Consider the following 17,271-nt stretch of genomic DNA (forward strand, 5'->3'; position numbering starts at 1 on the left):
CAAGAAAACCAACATCGCGTTTTTCACAGGCCGCGCATGATAACGCAATGTAGGTTTCTCGCCTTGGGCTTCAAGCATCAAGCGACAGGCTGCATGTGACACACATCAAGCTTGCAGCTTTTTCTCGATGGCATCCATCAGCAGGCCGCCGATGTCGGTGCCGAAGGCATTGTCGATCTCGCGGATGCAGGTCGGGCTGGTGACGTTGATTTCGGTCAGGTGCTCACCGATCACATCCAGGCCGACGAACAGCAGGCCCTTCGCGCGCAAGGTCGGGCCGACCTGAGCGGCAATCCAGCGATCCTTGTCGGTCAATGGACGGGCTTCGCCACGGCCGCCGGCCGCGAGGTTGCCACGGGTTTCGCCCTGGGCCGGAATCCGCGCCAGGCAGTAATCCACCGGCTCGCCGTCGATCATCAGGATGCGTTTGTCGCCATCCTTGATCGCCGGCAGGTACGCCTGGCCCATGATCTGTTGGGTGCCGAGTGCGGTCAGGGTTTCGAGGATCACCGACAGGTTCGGATCGCCGACGCGGTGACGGAAGATCGACGTGCCGCCCATGCCGTCCAGCGGCTTGAGGATCACGTCGCCATGCTTGGCGGTGAATTCACGCAGCACGTCGGCGCGGCGGCTGACCACGGTTGGCGGCGTGCACTGCGGGAACAGCGTGGCGAACAGTTTTTCATTGCAGTCGCGCAGGCTCTGCGGCTTGTTGACTACCAGTACGCCGGCGGCTTCGGCCTGTTCGAGCAGGTAGGTGGAGTAGACGAACTCCATGTCGAACGGCGGATCCTTGCGCATCAGGATCACGTTCAGGTCGCTCAGCGGCAGATCCTGCTCGGCGCCCAGTTCGAACCATTTTTCCGGGTTGGCGAAGACTTTCAGCGGCTTCATCCGCGCCCGTGCCTGACCTTCGCCCTGATAAAGGTCCTGCTGTTCCATATAGAACAGTTCCCAGCCGCGCTTCTGCGCCGCCAGCAGCATGGCCAGCGAGCTATCCTTTTTATAGGAAATGCTGGCGATTGGGTCCATGACTATCCCGACGCGAACGCTCATTGGGTTTTCCTCGAAAATTGGCTACCGGATCGGTATGAAAAAAGTGCCGCCAGAGTGGCTCCGGGCGGGTTTTCGGTCAAGGAAAAACCCGTCGATAGATTGCTTCTGGAGACTGTGCTAAAAAGGCTGCCAGCCGTGCTGGCCCTTGAACATCAAGGGTTTCCAGCCATCAGTCATCGCAAAACGGACAAATTGATTCGCAAAGGCGACGGTAGAGCCCCCTTATGGAACAGCAGTCCAGCGCCTTGAAGGTCATGGTGATCGACGACTCGAAAACGATTCGTCGCACCGCCGAGACCCTGTTGAAAAATGCAGGGTGCGAAGTCATCACGGCGATCGACGGTTTCGACGCCCTGGCGAAGATCGCCGACAACCACCCCGGGATCATTTTTGTCGACATCATGATGCCGCGTCTGGATGGTTATCAGACCTGCGCTTTAATCAAGAACAACAGTGCTTTCAAGGCAACGCCGGTGATCATGCTGTCGTCCCGCGACGGGCTGTTCGACAAGGCCAAGGGGCGGATTGTCGGTTCCGATCAATTTTTGACCAAGCCTTTCAGCAAGGAAGAACTGCTCGACGCGATTGCGGCCCATGTTCCGGGCTTTACCGCTGATTTGCCGCAGTAAGACACGCACAGTGACGCTCGGCCAGCGGGCCCGGTGTCGACAAGAAAAATGGGGAAGACCATGGCACGTATTCTGATCGTCGATGATTCGCCGACCGAAATGTACAAACTGACCGGCATGCTGGAAAAGCACGGCCACGAAGTGTTGAAGGCCGAAAACGGCGCCGACGGCGTGGCCCTGGCCCGTCAGGAAAAACCCGACGCGGTGCTGATGGACATCGTCATGCCCGGCCTCAACGGTTTCCAGGCGACCCGCCAACTGACCAAGGACGCTGAAACCAGCCACATCCCGGTCATCATCATCACCACCAAGGATCAGGAAACCGACAAGGTCTGGGGCACTCGCCAGGGCGCCAAGGATTACCTGACCAAACCGGTCGATGAAGACACGCTGATCAAGACCCTGAACAACGTGCTGGCCGGTTGATCGCGCCGCCATGAGCGAGTCGCTGACCGCGTTCGAACTGTTGTGGCAGATCGACCAGCGCTGTCGCCTGCTGGCGGCGGATCTGCCGTCGCAACCGGCGCGCCAGGATCGCTGGAGCGGCATCGGCTTTCGTCTGGGCGAGCACTGGTATGTCGCGCCGATGGGCGAAGTCAGCGAAGTGCTGCCTGAACCGCGTTTCACCCAATTGCCGGGGGTAAAACCCTGGGTCAAGGGCGTGGCCAATCTGCGCGGACGGTTGTTGCCGATCATGGACCTATGCGGATTCTTCGGCCATGAGCTGTCACCCATGCGCAAGCAGCGGCGGGTATTGGTAGTGGAGCATCAGGACGTTTTTGCCGGTGTGCTGGTCGATGAGGTTTTCGGCTTGCAGCACTTCGAGCAAGACAGCTTCGAACCCGTCTCGATCCGTAAACGGCAAGGCTCCAAGGGCGAGTTCGTCAAAGGGTATTTCCGGCGCGAGCAGAACTGGCGAGTGTTCAGCCTGTTTGCGCTGGCGCAGTCACCGAGTTTCATGCACGTCGCGGTTTAACAGGCGAGGACCGATGATCAAAGCAAAAACCAGCAAGCCCGCAGAAGGCTCGCGCAGCCGCTCGCAGATCATCGTGCTGTTCATCGCGCTGATCGTGTTCATCATGCTGCTGTTCGCCAACTTCGCTTACCTCAACACCCAGGCCAATTACGACAAACAGTACATCGGTCACGCCGGTGAGCTGCGGGTGCTGTCGCAGCGGATCGCCAAGAACGCCACCGAAGCGGCGGCCGGCAAGTCGGCCGCGTTCAAGCTGCTCAGCGATGCGCGCAACGATTTCGCCCAGCGCTGGGGTTACCTGAAGAAGGGCGACCCGGCCACCGGCCTGCCGCCGGCACCGTCCACCGTGCGCCCGGAAATGCGCGCCGTGCAGCTGGACTGGGAACGCCTGCTGAAAAACACCGACGCCATTCTGTCCAGCGAACAGACCGTGCTGTCCCTGCATCAGGTCGCCGCAACCCTGGCCGAAACCGTGCCGCAGTTGCAGATCGAATACGAAAAAGTCGTCGAGATCCTCCTGCAACGCGGCGCCCCGGCGGCGCAGGTGGCGATGGCCCAGCGTCAGTCGCTGCTGGCCGAGCGGATTCTCGGCGCGGTGAATACCGTGCTCTCCGGCGATGAAAACTCGCAACAGGCTGCCGATGCCTTCGGTCGTGACGCCGCGCGTTTTGGTCAGGTGTTGAACGGCATGCTGCAAGGCAACCCGACACTGAAGATCAGCCAGGTCGAAGACCGCGACGCCCGCGCTCGTCTGAGCGAGATTTCCGAGCTGTTCCAGTTCGTCTCGGGCTCAGTGGATGAAATCCTCGAAACCTCGCCGGAGCTGTTCAAGGTCCGCGAGTCCGCCACCAACATCTTCAGCCTGTCGCAGACCCTGCTCGACGAAGCTTCGCACCTGGCCACCGGTTTCGAGAACCTCGCCGGCGGCCGCAACACCGACACCATCGGTGGCTACGTGCTGGGCCTGCTGGCGCTGGCGTCGATCATCCTGATCGGCATGGTCATGGTCCGGGAAACCAACCGGCAGTTGCAGGAAACCGCCGAGAAGAACGAGCGCAACCAGAACGCGATCATGCGTCTGCTGGATGAAATCGAAGACCTCGCCGACGGCGACCTGACGGTGACGGCTTCGGTGACCGAAGACTTCACCGGGACCATCGCCGACTCGATCAACTATTCCGTCGACCAGCTGCGCGACCTGGTGGCGACCATCAACCTCACCGCCGGCCAGGTCGCCGCTGCGGTGCAGGAAACCCAGGCCACCGCCATGCACCTGGCCCAGGCTTCCGAGCATCAGGCCCAGCAGATTTCCGAAGCGTCGACTGCGATCAACGACATGGCCCAGTCCATCGATCAAGTGTCGGCCAACGCCGCCGAATCCTCGGCGGTGGCCGAGCGTTCGGTGGAGATCGCCAACAAGGGCAACGAGGTGGTGCACAACACCATCCACGGCATGGACAACATTCGCGAACAGATCCAGGACACCGCCAAACGCATCAAGCGCCTGGGCGAGTCGTCCCAGGAAATCGGCGACATCGTCAGCCTGATCGACGACATCGCCGACCAGACCAACATCCTCGCCCTCAACGCGGCGATTCAGGCGTCGATGGCCGGTGACGCCGGGCGCGGTTTTGCGGTGGTTGCCGACGAAGTGCAACGGCTGGCCGAACGTTCGTCCGCCGCGACCCGGCAGATCGAGACACTGGTACGGGCGATCCAGACCGACACCAACGAAGCCGTGATTTCCATGGAACAGACCACCACCGAAGTGGTGCGCGGCGCGCGGCTGGCGCAGGATGCCGGTGTGGCCCTGGAAGAAATCGAAGGCGTGTCCAAGACCCTCGCGGCGCTGATCCAGAGCATTTCCAACGCGGCGCAGCAGCAGACGTCTTCGGCCGGGCAGATTTCCCTGACGATGAACGTGATCCAGCAGATCACCTCGCAGACCTCGTCCGGCTCCACGGCCACCGCCGAAAGCATCGGCAACCTGGCGAAAATGGCCAGCCAGTTGCGGCGTTCGGTGTCCGGGTTCACCTTGCCCGCGGCGGCAGCGCCCGCCACGGACAAGGCGTGAGTTCATGTCGAGCGGAGTGGTTATGGGTGACCGGCACGACTACGTGGCCCTCGAATGGGTCAAGGGCGAAATTGCCGAAACGCTGAGGCAGGCGCATCAGGCCATCGAAGCCGTGCTCGACGATCCGCAGTCGGTGCCCGGCCTCGACGAGTGCCTGGCGTGCATCCATCAGGTCCACGGCAGTCTGCAGATGGTCGAGTTCTACGGCGCGGCCTTGCTCGCCGAAGAGATGGAGCACCTCGTCGAAGCCCTGCAGAACGATCGCGTCAGCCACCGCGACGAAGCCTTGCACCTGCTGTTGCAGGCCTTCGGTCAGTTACCGATTTACCTCGATCGCGTGCAAGGTGCCCGCCGTGATTTGCCGCTGGTGGTGCTGCCACTGATCAACGACTTGCGCAGTGCCCGGGGCGAAAGCCTGTTGTCCGAGACCAGCCTGTTCAGCCCGCAATTGCCCGAGCTGCCGCCGCTAAGCGCGGAAGCGCTGGCCCTGCTGGAACCGGCGGATCTGCCCAATGTGTTGCGCAAGCTGCGGCAGATGCTGCAGATGGCGCTGGTGGGATTGCTCCGCGAACAGGACGACCAGACGCATCTCGGTTACCTGAGCAAAGTCTTCACCCGCCTCGAAGCCTTGAGCGGCGAGGCACCGTTGAGCCCATTGTGGCAGGTCGCTTCGGCGCTGGTCGAAGGCATGCGCGAAGGCCGGATCGCCAACAGCCCGGCCCTGCGCAGCCTGTTCAAGGACGCCGACAAGGAACTCAAGCGTCTGCTCGAGCAAGGCATGGCCGGCCTCAACCAGCCACCGCCGCCCGAGCTGTTCAAAAGCCTGCTGTTCTATATTGCCAAAGCCGAACATCCCACCGGGCAGATGCTGACCATGAAAGATCGCTACTCCCTGGACGACGCGTTGCCCGACAGCGCGATGGTCGACGAAGAACGCGCGCGCCTGGCCGGCCCCGACCGCGATGCCATGCGCTCGGTGCTCGCGGCGTTGTGCGAAGAGCTGGTGCGGGTCAAGGAGCGCCTCGACCTGTTCGTGCGCAGCGACCGCCAGCACACCTCGGATCTGGACAGCCTGCTGGCGCCGCTGCGGCAGATCGCCGACACCCTCGCGGTGCTCGGTTTCGGCCAGCCGCGCAAGGTCATCATCGATCAACTGGCGGTGGTGCTCAGCCTCGCTCAGGGCCAGCGCGAACCGAACGACGCCACGCTGATGGACGTCGCCGGCGCCTTGCTTTACGTCGAAGCGACGCTGGCCGGAATGGTCGGCACGGTGGAACCGGAGAGCCCGGAAGACTCGCGCCTGCCAACCACCGACCTGACGCAGATCCATCAGATCGTGATCAAGGAAGCGCGTATCTGCCTGCAACAGGCCAAGGACATGATCGTCGACTACATCGACGCCGACTGGGATCGCCAGCAACTGCAACCGTTGCCAGCGCTGCTGACCCAGGTGCGCGGCGCACTGGCGATGATTCCGTTGACCCGTGCGGCGAGCCTGCTGGAAGCCTGTAACGGGTTCATCCGCGAGCATCTGCTGCTCGATCCCCATGAGCCGGGCTGGCAGCAACTGGATAGCCTCGCCGATGTCATCACCAGCCTTGAGTATTACCTCGAACGCCTGACCGATGACCCGCAGGCGCCGAGCGAGCAACTGCTGGATGTCGCGCAGAAAAGCCTGGCCAGCCTCGGCTACTTTCCTGACGAGCCGCCCAGCGAACAGCATGTGCCGGTGCTCGACGATGTGCTCAGCCCCAGCGAAGCGCTGGTGATGCAGGACCTGCAGGAACTCGATGACCCGGACATCGTGCAGTCGCTGGCCGATGTGCTGGCCAGCCCGGTGTCGGCGGTCAACCCGCCGGCGCTGACCACGCCCGGCAGTCTGCTGCCGCCACCGGCCGATGAAGAGCCGGTGGACGACGAGTTGCGTGAGGTGTTCCTCGAAGAGACCGAGGAAGTGCTCGATGTGCTGCGCGAATACCTGCCGCGCTGGACCGCCGATCCGCAGGATCGCACAGCCCTGAGCGAACTGCGCCGGGCCTTTCACACCTTGAAAGGCAGCGGTCGCATGGTGCGTGCGCTGGTTCTCGGCGAACTGGCCTGGGCGGTGGAAAACCTGCTCAACCGGGTGCTGGAACACAGCGTCGAACCGGGCCCGGCGGTGCAACAATTGCTCGCCGATACGTTGCTGTTGCTGCCGGACCTGATTGCCGAGTTCGCCATCAACCACCAGCGTCAGCGCCAGGATGTCGATCAGCTGGCGGCTCGCGCCCACGCCTTGGCCAAGGGCGCCACGCCGCTGCCGGCCGAAGACGTGGAAGACGTCGCTGCGCTCGATCCGCTGTTGCTGGAGATTTTCCGCAACGAAGCCGAAACCCACCTCGCCAGCCTCAACCGCTTCCTCGATCAGGCCGCCGAACACGTGCCGTTGCAGGCCAGCGATGAATTGCAGCGAGCGCTGCACACCCTCAAGGGCAGCGCGTCGATGGCCGGCGTATTGCCGATCGCCGAACTGGCGGCGCCGCTGGACAAACTGGCCCGGGAATACAAGGCCCATCAACTGGCGCTGGACCTCGACGAAGTGGAATTGCTGCTGGAAGCCGAGGGCCTGTTCCGCGTCGGTCTGCGTCAGCTCAAGCACGATCCGCTGGCGCCGATTGTCGGTGCCCAGTCGTTGATCAAACGCACCGAAACCCTGCTGAGTGAGCGGCTGGAATCGATCCTCAATGCGCCGAGCAGCAGCTTGCGGGTCAAGCGTGATCCGCAACTGATCAACAACTTCCTGGCCCAGGGCATGGACATCCTGCTCGACGCCGAAAACCTCCTGCAACGCTGGCAGCAGCACCCCGGCGAACGCCAGGAACTCAGCGCGCTGCTGGATGAACTGACGACCCTCGGCGAGGGCGCGCACTTGGCAGATCTGCTGCCGGTGGACGTGTTGTGCGAAGCCTTGCTCGACCTGTATGGCGCGGTGGAAGAAAGCAGCCTGGCGGTCAGCGAGCGGTTTTTCCATGAGGCGCAGCAGGCCCACGAAGCGCTGATCAACATGCTCGACGAACTGGCCGCCGGCCAGGAAATCACCCCGCAACCGCAGCGTATTCGTGCGCTGCACGAACTGCTCGACGAAAGCCTCGACCCGTCGGCCATGGGCCTGATTCGCAGCGACGGCAGTCGAACCCTGAGCATTTCCGAACTGGGCAGCGCCACTGCCGAACTGCAAAAAAGCACCACCGGGATCGCCCCGGATGACGAGATCGTCGAGATCTTCCTCGAAGAGGCGGTGGACATCCTCGACAGCGCCGGGCAAGCCTTGCAGCGCTGGTTGAACGACCCGGAAAACGGCGCGCCGCTGTCGTCGCTGCAACGGGATCTGCACACTCTCAAGGGCGGTGCGCGAATGGCCGAGGTCGAGGCCGTCGGTGATCTTGCCCAGGAACTGGAGAGCCTTTACGAAGGCCTGGTGGATCGCCGCTACAACCACAGCGATGCCTTGGGCCGGCTGTTGCTGCAAAGCCATGACCGCCTGGCGTTGTACCTCGATCAACTGCATGACCATCAGCCGTTGAAACCGGCGCAGGAGCTGATCGACGCGATCCGCCAGTTCCGTCAGGGTCAGGCCGGCAGTCCCGAGACACCGCCCGCCGTCGCCAGCCATGACGGCCCGGGGCACGATCCGGAATTGCTGGAAATCTTCCTCGAAGAAGGTTTCGACATCATCGAAAACTCCGGTGCCGCGCTGCTGCGCTGGCAGGCCGAGCCCGGCAACCGCCAGGAAGTGGAAACCCTGCTGCGCGACCTGCACACCCTCAAGGGCGGCGCGCGGATGGTGGAAATCGGCCCCATCGGCGACCTCGCCCATGAGCTGGAATACCTTTACGAAAGCCTGTCCTCCGGCACCCTGCAGGGCAGCGGCGAACTGTTTGCTCTGTTGCAGCGCGGTCATGACCGGTTGGCGCAGATGCTCGACGCGGTGCGCGCCGGCCAGCCGTGCCCGCCAGCGGATCGACTGATCAGCGCGATCCAGAATTTCAGCCACCCGGTGGCCGCACCAACGCCACCGCTGTTGTTGCCGGCGCCGGTTAAAACCGAAGCCACCGCCCCCGTCCCCGAGGCCGGCGCGGACATGGTCAAGGTCTCTGCCGAACTGCTCGATGACCTGGTCAACCTCGCGGGCGAAACCTCGATTTTCCGTGGGCGTATCGAGCAGCAAGTCAGCGATGCACAGACAGCCCTGAACGAGATGGAAACCACCATCGAGCGCATGCGCGATCAGTTGCGCCGGCTCGATACCGAAACCCAGGGGCGGATTCTCAGTCGTCAGCAAGTGGATGCCGAGCGCCTGGGCTATGAAGAATTCGATCCGCTGGAAATGGATCGCCATTCGCAGTTGCAGCAGTTGTCCCGGGCCCTGTTCGAATCCGCCTCCGACCTGCTCGATCTCAAGGAAACCCTCGACCGGCGCACCCACGACGCCGAGAACCTGCTGCAACAGCAAGGCCGGATCAACACCGAATTGCAAGAAGGCCTGATGCGCACGCGCATGGTGCCGTTCGAGCGCATGTTGCCGCGACTCAAACGCATCGTCCGTCAGGTCGCCGAAGAGCTGAACAAGGACGTGGCGTTCACCGTCGGCAACGCCGAAGGCGAGATGGATCGCAACGTCCTCGAACGCATGGCCGCACCGCTGGAGCACATGTTGCGCAACGCCGTCGACCATGGTCTGGAGCCGGCCGACGTGCGACTGGCAGCGGGTAAACCGGCCCAAGGACAGATCAGCCTCGACCTGTCCCGCGAGGGCGGCGACATCGTTTTCGACATCCGCGATGACGGCGCCGGCGTGCCGCTGGACGCGGTGCGACGCAAAGCGGTCAAGCGCGGTCTGCTGGCGCCGAACGCGGAAATCAGCGACCGCGAAGTGTTGCAGTTCATCCTTCAGCCGGGCTTCTCCACCGCCGAAAAAATCACCCAGATTTCCGGGCGCGGTGTGGGCATGGACGTGGTGCACGAAGAAGTACGGCAACTGGGCGGCACCATGAGCATCGACTCGGTGCCGGGGCAGGGCGTGCACTTTCGCATTCGCCTGCCGTTCACCGTGTCTGTCAACCGTGCGCTGATGGTGCAGTGCGGTGAGGATCAATATGCGATTCCGCTGAACACCATCGACGGCATCGTTCGCGTGTTGCCGAATGAACTGGACGGGCATTTCCGCCACGATCCGCCGCGTTACGAGTACGGCGGCCAGCGTTATGAACTGTGCTACCTGGGCGAGCTGCTGAAAACCGCGCCACGGCCGAAACTGCTCGGCCAGAGCCTGCCGCTGCCAGTGCTGCTGGTGCAATGCAACGAGCGGCACATCGCGGTGCAGGTCGACGCCATGGCCGGCACCCGCGAGATCGTGGTCAAGAGCCTCGGCCCGCAATTCGCGGCGGTGCAGGGCGTGTCCGGGGCGACGATTCTCGGCGATGGCCGGGTGGTGCTGATCCTCGATCTGCTGGCGCCGATCCGCGCGATGCAGGCGCGGTTGCCGCAGCGTCCGACCGGTCACGAGATTGAAAGCGAGCCGCAGAAGCCGCTGCTGGTGATGGTGGTCGACGACTCGGTCACCGTGCGCAAGGTCACCAGCCGTCTGCTCGAACGCCACGGCATGAACGTGCTGACCGCCAAGGACGGGGTCGACGCAATGTTGCTGCTGGAAGAGCACATGCCGGACCTGATGCTGCTCGACATCGAAATGCCGCGCATGGACGGCTTCGAAGTGGCGACCCAGGTGCGCCACGATGAACGCCTGCAACACCTGCCGATCATCATGATCACTTCGCGCACCGGGCAGAAACACCGCGACCGCGCCATGGCCATCGGCGTCAACGACTACCTCGGCAAGCCGTACCAGGAATCGGTGCTGCTCGAAAGCATTGCCCTGTGGAGCAAAAAACATGCATGAGCGGCGTCATAACCAGCGCAGCAGCCAGCTCACCGGGCTGCTGCTGCCGCTGGCCGATCGCAACCTGATCCTGCCCAACGTCGCTGTGGCCGAGCTGATCGACTACCAGTCCAGCGCCTTCGACCTCGATACACCGCCGTGGTATCTGGGCCGGGTGACCTGGCGCGAACGGCAGATTCCGCTGCTGAGTTTCGAGTCGGCGTGCGGCAACAAGATCGTCATCGGCGAACGGGCACGGATTGTCATCCTCAACGCCCTGGGCGGATTGCCGACGCTGCGCTTCATTGCCTTGCTGGTGCAGGGGATTCCGCGCTCGTACAAGCTCGACAGCCAGTTGAGCTATGTCGACGTGCCGCTGTGTGCGCTGGAGCAGGCGGCGGTGCAGGTTGGGGAGCAGGTGGCGAAGGTGCCGGATCTGTTGGCGCTGGAGAAGCTGTTGGTAGATGCCGGCTTGGCGTAATCGTTACTCCAGGCGTAACGATCACGCGCCGCGCTTGATTGATGCCCCTCGAACACACTCCTAAGGTAGCTCCACGACAGCGAACCCCGTGGAGTGAGCATGACAACAACAATTTCCCCCGACTCGCGCTGGACGCGGCGGCGCGACGAGAAGCAGCGTCGCCTCGACAAGGTGCGCGGGCTGGCCGACGGTGCGGTGTTGCCCACCGACAGGATCGTCGCGGCGCTCGAAGCGCTGATCCTGCCCGGTGACCGTGTGGTGCTGGAGGGCAACAACCAGAAGCAGGCGGATTTTCTTTCCCGTGCTTTGGCCAAGGCCGATCCCGAGAAGCTGCACGACCTGCACATGATCATGCCCAGCGTTGGCCGCTCCGAGCACCTCGACCTGTTCGAACGCGGCATTGCCCGCAAGCTCGATTTCTCCTTTGCCGGCACCCAGAGCCTGCGCATCAGCCAGTTGCTCGAAGACGGTCTGCTGGAAGTCGGCGCGATTCACACCTACATCGAACTCTACGCGCGACTGGTAGTGGACCTGATCCCCAACGTTGTGCTCTCGGCGGGGTTCATGGCCGACCGTGCCGGCAACATCTACACCGGCCCGAGTACCGAAGACACCCCGGCGCTCATTGAGCCGGCAGCGTTCAGCGACGGCATCGTCATCGTCCAGGTCAATCAACTGGTGGACGACGTCAGCGAATTGCCTCGCGTGGACATTCCGGCATCGTGGGTGGATTTCGTGGTGGTGGCGGACAAGCCGTTCTACATCGAGCCGCTGTTTACCCGCGACCCTCGGCACATCAAACCTGTGCATGTACTGATGGCGATGATGGCGATTCGCGGGATCTACGAAAAACACAACGTGCAGTCGCTGAACCACGGCATCGGTTTCAACACCGCGGCCATCGAACTGATCCTGCCGACCTACGGCGAATCCCTCGGCCTCAAGGGCAAGATCTGCCGCAACTGGACGCTCAACCCGCACCCGACGCTGATCCCGGCCATCGAAAGCGGCTGGGTCGAAAGCGTGCATTGCTTCGGCACCGAACTGGGCATGGAAAACTACATCGCCGCGCGGCCGGACGTGTTCTTCACCGGGCGTGACGGTTCGCTGCGTTCGAACCGGATGTTTTGCCAACTGGCCGGGCAATACGCGGTGGACCTGTTCATCGGCGCAACCCTGCAAGTCGATGGCGATGGCCATTCCTCCACCGTGACCCGTGGTCGCCTCGCCGGTTTCGGCGGCGCACCGAACATGGGGCACGACCCACGCGGTCGCCGTCACGGCACTCCAGCCTGGCTCGACATGCGCCATGACGATTCACAGCAACCGATGCTCGAACGCGGCAAGAAACTCGTGGTGCAAATGGTCGAGACGTTCCAGGAGGGCGGCAAACCGACCTTCGTCGAAACTCTTGATGCGGTGGAGGTGGCGAAGAAAAGCGGCATGCCGCTGGCGCCGATCATGATCTACGGCGACGACGTCACTCACTTGCTCACCGAAGAGGGCATCGCCTACCTGTACAAGGCGCGCTCGCTGGAAGAGCGTCAGGCGATGATCGCTGCGGTGGCCGGCGTTACCGCCATCGGCCTGCGGCACAACCCGAAAGACACCGAACGCATGCGCCGCGAAGGCCTGATCGCCTTGCCCGAAGACCTCGGCATCCGTCGCACCGACGCCACCCGCGAATTGCTCGCGGCGAAGAGCGTTGCCGATCTCGTCGAGTGGTCCGGCGGCCTCTACAACCCGCCCGCCAAGTTCAGGAGCTGGTAATGCACGCACTCAACCTGCAACCCAAAACCATCACCCTCGCGGAACGGCTGGCGGACCTGGCAGTGGACGCGCTGATCGACGAAGCCGATCTGTCGCCGAAACCGGCGCTGGTCGACCGTCGCGGCAATGGTGCGCATACCGATCTGCACCTGGGATTGATGCACGCTTCGGCGCTGGCGCTGTGGCCGGCGTTCAAGGAAATGGCCGAGGCCGCGCTTGAGTTCGGCGAGATCGGCTTGCCGCTGCGTGAAGCCATCGGCCGTATCGGACGGGAAGGGGAGCAAGCGATGCTCGCCACCACCCACGGCGTGAACACCCATCGCGGGGCGATCTGGGCGTTGGGCCTGCTGGTCACGGCCGCTGCGCTGAATACGAAGTCCACCAGCGCTGGCGCCGTCACTCTGCGCGCTGCGCGTCTGGCGTTGCTCGATGACCGTTATGCGCCGCGCCCGCTGAGCCACGGCGCCCAAGTCGCCCAACGCTACGGCGCTCGCGGTGCCCGGGAAGAAGCGCAACTCGGTTTCCCGTCCGTGCTGCAGCGTGGCCTGCCGCAGCTCAAACGCAGCCGCGCCGCCGGCCATGGCGAGCAGAACGCCCGGCTCGATGCCTTGCTCGCGATCATGACCGACCTCGCCGACACCTGCGTCCTGTACCGCGCCGGCGAACCGGGCCTGCACGCCATGCAACACGGCGCCCAGGCAGTGCTCGACGCCGGTGGCAGCGCCAGCCTCACCGGTCGCCGCCGCTTGCACGAGCTGGATCAACAACTCATCGCATTGAATGCCTCGCCCGGTGGCGCCGCCGACTTGCTCGCCGCCACGCTGTTGCTCGACCGGATCGAGTGCGACGGCATCCTTCAGGGAGCGTTTTGATGGAAACCTTATCTTTTGAATTCCCCGCCGGGCAGCCGCCACGTGGTCGGACGCTGGTCGGATGTGTCGGTTCCGGCGATCTGGAAGTGCTGATCGAACCGGGCCTCGCCGGCAAGTTGACGATCAACGTGCAGACCTCGGTCAACGGCGCGCAGCAGCGCTGGCAGCATCTGTTCGCACGGATGTTCGACGGCACCACACCGCCGGCGATGGCCATCGATATCCACGACTTCGGTGCGACCCCGGGCGTGGTGCGCCTGCGTCTGGAACAAGGCTTCGAGGAGATCGGCCATGACTGATACCTCAGCGCTTCTGCACAAACATTCATTCGTCGAACTCGGCGCCCGGCAGCGGGCGAAAGCCTTGCTCGACGCCAGTACTTTCCGCGAACTGCTCGACCCGTTTCAACGCGTCATGTCGCCGTGGCTGGAACGTCAGGGCGTGGTGCCGCAGGCCGATGACGGTGTGGTGATCGCCAAGGGCAGCCTCGACGGTTTGCCGGTGGTGATCGCGGCGATTGAAGGCGCGTTTCAGGGCGGCAGCCTCGGTGAAGTCGGCGGCGCCAAAATCGCCGGCGCACTGGAACTGGCTGCCGAGGACAACCGCAAAGGGATCCCGACCCGCGCCATTCTGCTGCTGGAAACCGGCGGCGTGCGCTTGCAGGAAGCCAACCTCGGACTGGCCGCGATTGCCGACATCCATGCGGCGATTGTCGATCTGCAGCAATACCAACCGGTGGTTGGCGTGGTGGCCGGCAGCGTCGGTTGCTTTGGCGGGATGTCGATTGCCGCCGCGCTGTGCAGCTATTTGCTGGTGACCCAGGAAGCACGCCTCGGCCTGAACGGCCCGCAGGTGATCGAGCAGGAAGCCGGGATCGAGGAATACGACTCCCGCGACCGGCCCTTCATCTGGAGCCTGACCGGTGGCGAGCAACGGTTTGCCAGTGGCCTGGTGGATCGCTATGTCGCCGATGACGTGGCGCGGATTCGCCAGCAGGTCGGCGAGTTGCTGCAACAAGGCTTGCCGCTGCAACCGCGCAGCCAGCGGGCCGAATGGTTCCTGCAACGTCTGGCGAGCCTGGACACTGACAAGCAAATCGAGCCTTCGGTGGTTCGCGATCTGTATCAAGGAGAGCGCTCATGAGCGGTTATTCCGTGCGCGGTTTGAACTGGTTCAACGCCTTGAGCGCTGGCGCGAATGTGGTTGAAGGTTTACCGCCATCGTTGAAGGTCGCCGACGGCCCACTTGGGCGCTTTATCGCGGTGGTCGCCGATCCGGAAAACCGTTTCCCTCGCGCTCGCAACGGTGAAGTCGGTTTGCTCGAAGGTTGGGGCCTTGCCAAAGCAGTGGATGACGCGATCACCGCCGACCGTGACAAAACGCAAAAGCGCCCACTGATCGCCATCGTCGATGTGCCGAGCCAGGCCTACGGTCGTCGCGAAGAAGCTCTCGGCATTCATCAGGCTCTGGCCGGTGCGGCGGACGCTTACGCCCGCGCTCGTCTGGCCGGGCATCCGGTGATTGCGTTGTTGGTAGGCAAGGCCATGTCGGGGGCATTTCTGGCTCACGGTTATCAGGCCAATCGCTTGATCGCCCTGCGTGATCCGGGGGTGATGGTGCATGCGATGGGCAAGGCTTCGGCGGCGCGGGTGACCTTGCGCAGCGTCGAAGAACTGGAAGCTCTGGCCTCCAGCGTGCCGCCGATGGCCTATGACATCGACAGCTACGCCAGCCTCGGCTTGCTCTGGGAAACCCTGTCGGTGCAGCAGATCGAACAGCCGACGGCGGAGGATCTGGCGCGGGTCGGCGAATGCCTGAAGCAAGCCATCGGCGATGTTGCCGCGACTGACTTGAGCAATCGTCTCGGCGCGAAAAATCGCGAAGCCTCCAGCCGCGTACGTGAATTGCTGAGGGCGCAGTGGTGAACAGCGTTCTCGCCCACGACCTGCTGTGGGGCATGACGCCGGCGCAGTTGCCGGCGGATGCGCCGCAGTGGGCGATTGATTCGCTGGCTGCCGGGCAACCGGTGGTGGTGCGGCGGGCGTTGAGTGCTGAGGGATTCGTGGCGGTGGGTGTACGCGGTGTGTTGCGCGAGCAGCGGTTGGCGGCGTTCATGGCCATCGATTCGATTGCCTGTCGGGTCAGCCCGGAAGCCCTTTGTCATGTCGAGAGCGAGCGTGATCTACCGGTCATGCAGGCGCTCCGGCAACTGCGGCCGGTGCTCGATGATTGCGGTTGGATCTGGGGCATCAGTGGCAGCGTCGGGTTTGAGCTGGCCAGTGGATTTACGGCGATGCACGAGCGCAGCGATCTCGACTTGATCCTGCGAGCGCCGCAACTGATGACCCGTAATCAGGCGCGCAAACTGGTGGCGATTTTCGATCAGGCAGCCTGCCGGGTCGACCTGCAATTGCAGACACCATTCGGTGCCGTCGCGCTGCGCGAATGGGCCGGGAATGCTTCGCGGGTGCTGCTGAAAAGTGCCCATGAAGCCTGTCTGGTCAGCGACCCATGGAACCCGCAGGAGCAGGCAGCGTGAGCAGCCTGCTGGTTTTTCCCGGCCAAGGCGCGCAGCAGCCCGGCATGCTCCAGCGTTTGCCTCGGGAAACACTGATCGAGGCCAGTGATGGGCTCGGTGAAGATGTCTTGCGGCTGGATTCGAGCGAAGCGTTGCGCAGCACCCGGGCGGTTCAGCTCTGTCTGCTGATCGCCGGGGTCGCGGCCTCGCGGCAGTTGTTGCAGGCCGGACTCACCGCAGATTACGTCGCCGGCCTGTCCATCGGTGCCTACCCGGCAGCCGTGGTTGCCGGAGCGTTGAGCTTCAGCGATGCGTTGCATCTGGTCAGCCTGCGGGGTGAGCTGATGCAGCAGGCTTATCCACAGGGCTTCGGCATGACCGCGATCATCGGTCTGCAATTGTCCACAGTCGAAGCTTTGCTGGCTCAGGTACACAACGCAGAAACACCGGTGTACCTGGCCAACATCAACGCCGATAACCAGGTGGTGATTGCCGGCAGCGACAAGGCAATGCAAACGGTCGCCGAGTTGGCGCGCAGTCGTGGCGCCGGGCTGGCAAAACGTCTGACGGTTAGCGTGCCGTCGCACTGCCCGTTGCTGGATAAGCCTGCGCAAACCCTCGCCGAGGCGTTCGCCAGGGTTGAACTGAAAACACCGAAAATCGCTTACCTGAGCGGCAGCCGCGCAAGGCCTGTGACCAAGGTAGAAGCGCTGCGCGACGACCTCGCCTTCAACATGTGCCGGGTGGTGGACTGGCGCGGCACCGTGCAAAGCGCCTACGAGCGCGGCGTACGTCTACAGATCGAACTGCCGCCCGGTGCGGTACTGACCGGGCTGGCGCGCCGGGTGTTCGAACAGGGGACTGTCACTGCCTTCGACAGTGCCCGGCTCGACACCTTGCAGGCGCTGTTGCGTGAAGAGGAGGGCCGCCGACTCTAGACCGCCGCGACTCAGGCTTCGAACAACAAAAACAACATTC

14 protein-coding genes are annotated in these 17,271 nt (G+C 63.4%); 13 read left to right on the top strand and 1 reads right to left on the bottom strand.

The window, feature by feature from the left end:
* Positions 1 to 105: 105 nt before the first annotated feature.
* Positions 106 to 1,056, bottom strand: coding sequence for a glutathione synthase (gshB, locus tag AC1RR7_RS10355; RefSeq protein ID WP_493157311.1), 951 nt, complete (start codon positions 1,054 to 1,056; stop codon positions 106 to 108).
* 224 nt (positions 1,057 to 1,280) lie between these two features.
* Here gshB and pilG point away from each other — a divergent pair, with 224 nt between their 5' ends.
* The 13 genes from pilG to mdcH all read left to right on the top strand — a co-directional run bounded on the left by pilG (position 1,281) and on the right by mdcH (position 17,231).
* Positions 1,281 to 1,685, top strand: a complete 405-nt coding sequence (gene pilG / locus AC1RR7_RS10360; protein ID WP_096817626.1) for a twitching motility response regulator PilG — start codon at positions 1,281 to 1,283, stop codon at positions 1,683 to 1,685.
* A 60-nt stretch (positions 1,686 to 1,745) separates the two neighbouring features.
* Complete coding sequence (gene pilH / locus AC1RR7_RS10365; protein ID WP_007953328.1) at positions 1,746 to 2,111, top strand: twitching motility response regulator PilH; 366 nt, start codon at positions 1,746 to 1,748, stop codon at positions 2,109 to 2,111.
* Positions 2,112 to 2,121: 10 nt separating this feature from the next.
* Complete coding sequence (locus AC1RR7_RS10370; protein ID WP_085731577.1) at positions 2,122 to 2,661, top strand: chemotaxis protein CheW; 540 nt, start codon at positions 2,122 to 2,124, stop codon at positions 2,659 to 2,661.
* A gap of 13 nt (positions 2,662 to 2,674) precedes the next feature.
* Positions 2,675 to 4,735: a methyl-accepting chemotaxis protein gene (locus tag AC1RR7_RS10375; RefSeq protein WP_096817628.1), complete on the top strand. Its 2,061-nt coding sequence runs from the start codon at positions 2,675 to 2,677 to the stop codon at positions 4,733 to 4,735.
* A gap of 22 nt (positions 4,736 to 4,757) precedes the next feature.
* Positions 4,758 to 10,673, top strand: coding sequence for an Hpt domain-containing protein (locus AC1RR7_RS10380; RefSeq protein WP_493157313.1), 5,916 nt, complete (start codon positions 4,758 to 4,760; stop codon positions 10,671 to 10,673).
* Positions 10,666 to 11,133 (top strand): chemotaxis protein CheW, encoded by a 468-nt coding sequence (locus AC1RR7_RS10385; protein ID WP_096817632.1) that lies wholly within the window; start codon positions 10,666 to 10,668, stop codon positions 11,131 to 11,133. Before AC1RR7_RS10380 ends, AC1RR7_RS10385 begins: the two co-directional genes overlap by 8 nt.
* Positions 11,134 to 11,232: 99 nt before the next feature.
* A complete protein-coding gene (mdcA, locus tag AC1RR7_RS10390; RefSeq protein WP_085689631.1) occupies positions 11,233 to 12,903 on the top strand; it encodes a malonate decarboxylase subunit alpha in 1,671 nt (556 codons plus the stop codon).
* On the top strand, positions 12,903 to 13,775 hold the full coding sequence (locus AC1RR7_RS10395; protein WP_493157315.1) for a triphosphoribosyl-dephospho-CoA synthase: 873 nt from the start codon (positions 12,903 to 12,905) through the stop codon (positions 13,773 to 13,775). Before mdcA ends, AC1RR7_RS10395 begins: the two co-directional genes overlap by 1 nt.
* The gene (locus AC1RR7_RS10400; protein ID WP_336838938.1) at positions 13,775 to 14,074 is read left to right on the top strand and encodes a malonate decarboxylase subunit delta; all 300 of its coding nucleotides are present in this window, start codon (positions 13,775 to 13,777) and stop codon (positions 14,072 to 14,074) included. Before AC1RR7_RS10395 ends, AC1RR7_RS10400 begins: the two co-directional genes overlap by 1 nt.
* Positions 14,067 to 14,918: a biotin-independent malonate decarboxylase subunit beta gene (locus AC1RR7_RS10405; protein WP_493157317.1), complete on the top strand. Its 852-nt coding sequence runs from the start codon at positions 14,067 to 14,069 to the stop codon at positions 14,916 to 14,918. Before AC1RR7_RS10400 ends, AC1RR7_RS10405 begins: the two co-directional genes overlap by 8 nt.
* Entirely contained in the window at positions 14,915 to 15,700 is a 786-nt protein-coding gene (gene mdcE / locus AC1RR7_RS10410) for a biotin-independent malonate decarboxylase subunit gamma (protein WP_102619708.1), read from the top strand. The genes AC1RR7_RS10405 and mdcE overlap by 4 nt, the downstream gene beginning before the upstream one ends.
* Complete coding sequence (locus AC1RR7_RS10415) at positions 15,694 to 16,314, top strand: malonate decarboxylase holo-ACP synthase (RefSeq protein ID WP_102619709.1); 621 nt, start codon at positions 15,694 to 15,696, stop codon at positions 16,312 to 16,314. Before mdcE ends, AC1RR7_RS10415 begins: the two co-directional genes overlap by 7 nt.
* A complete protein-coding gene (gene mdcH / locus AC1RR7_RS10420; RefSeq protein ID WP_096817642.1) occupies positions 16,311 to 17,231 on the top strand; it encodes a malonate decarboxylase subunit epsilon in 921 nt (306 codons plus the stop codon). Before AC1RR7_RS10415 ends, mdcH begins: the two co-directional genes overlap by 4 nt.
* The last annotated feature ends 40 nt before the right edge of the window (positions 17,232 to 17,271 follow it).

It is taken from the genome of Pseudomonas sp. GW821-FHT11G12, from assembly GCF_058808055.1.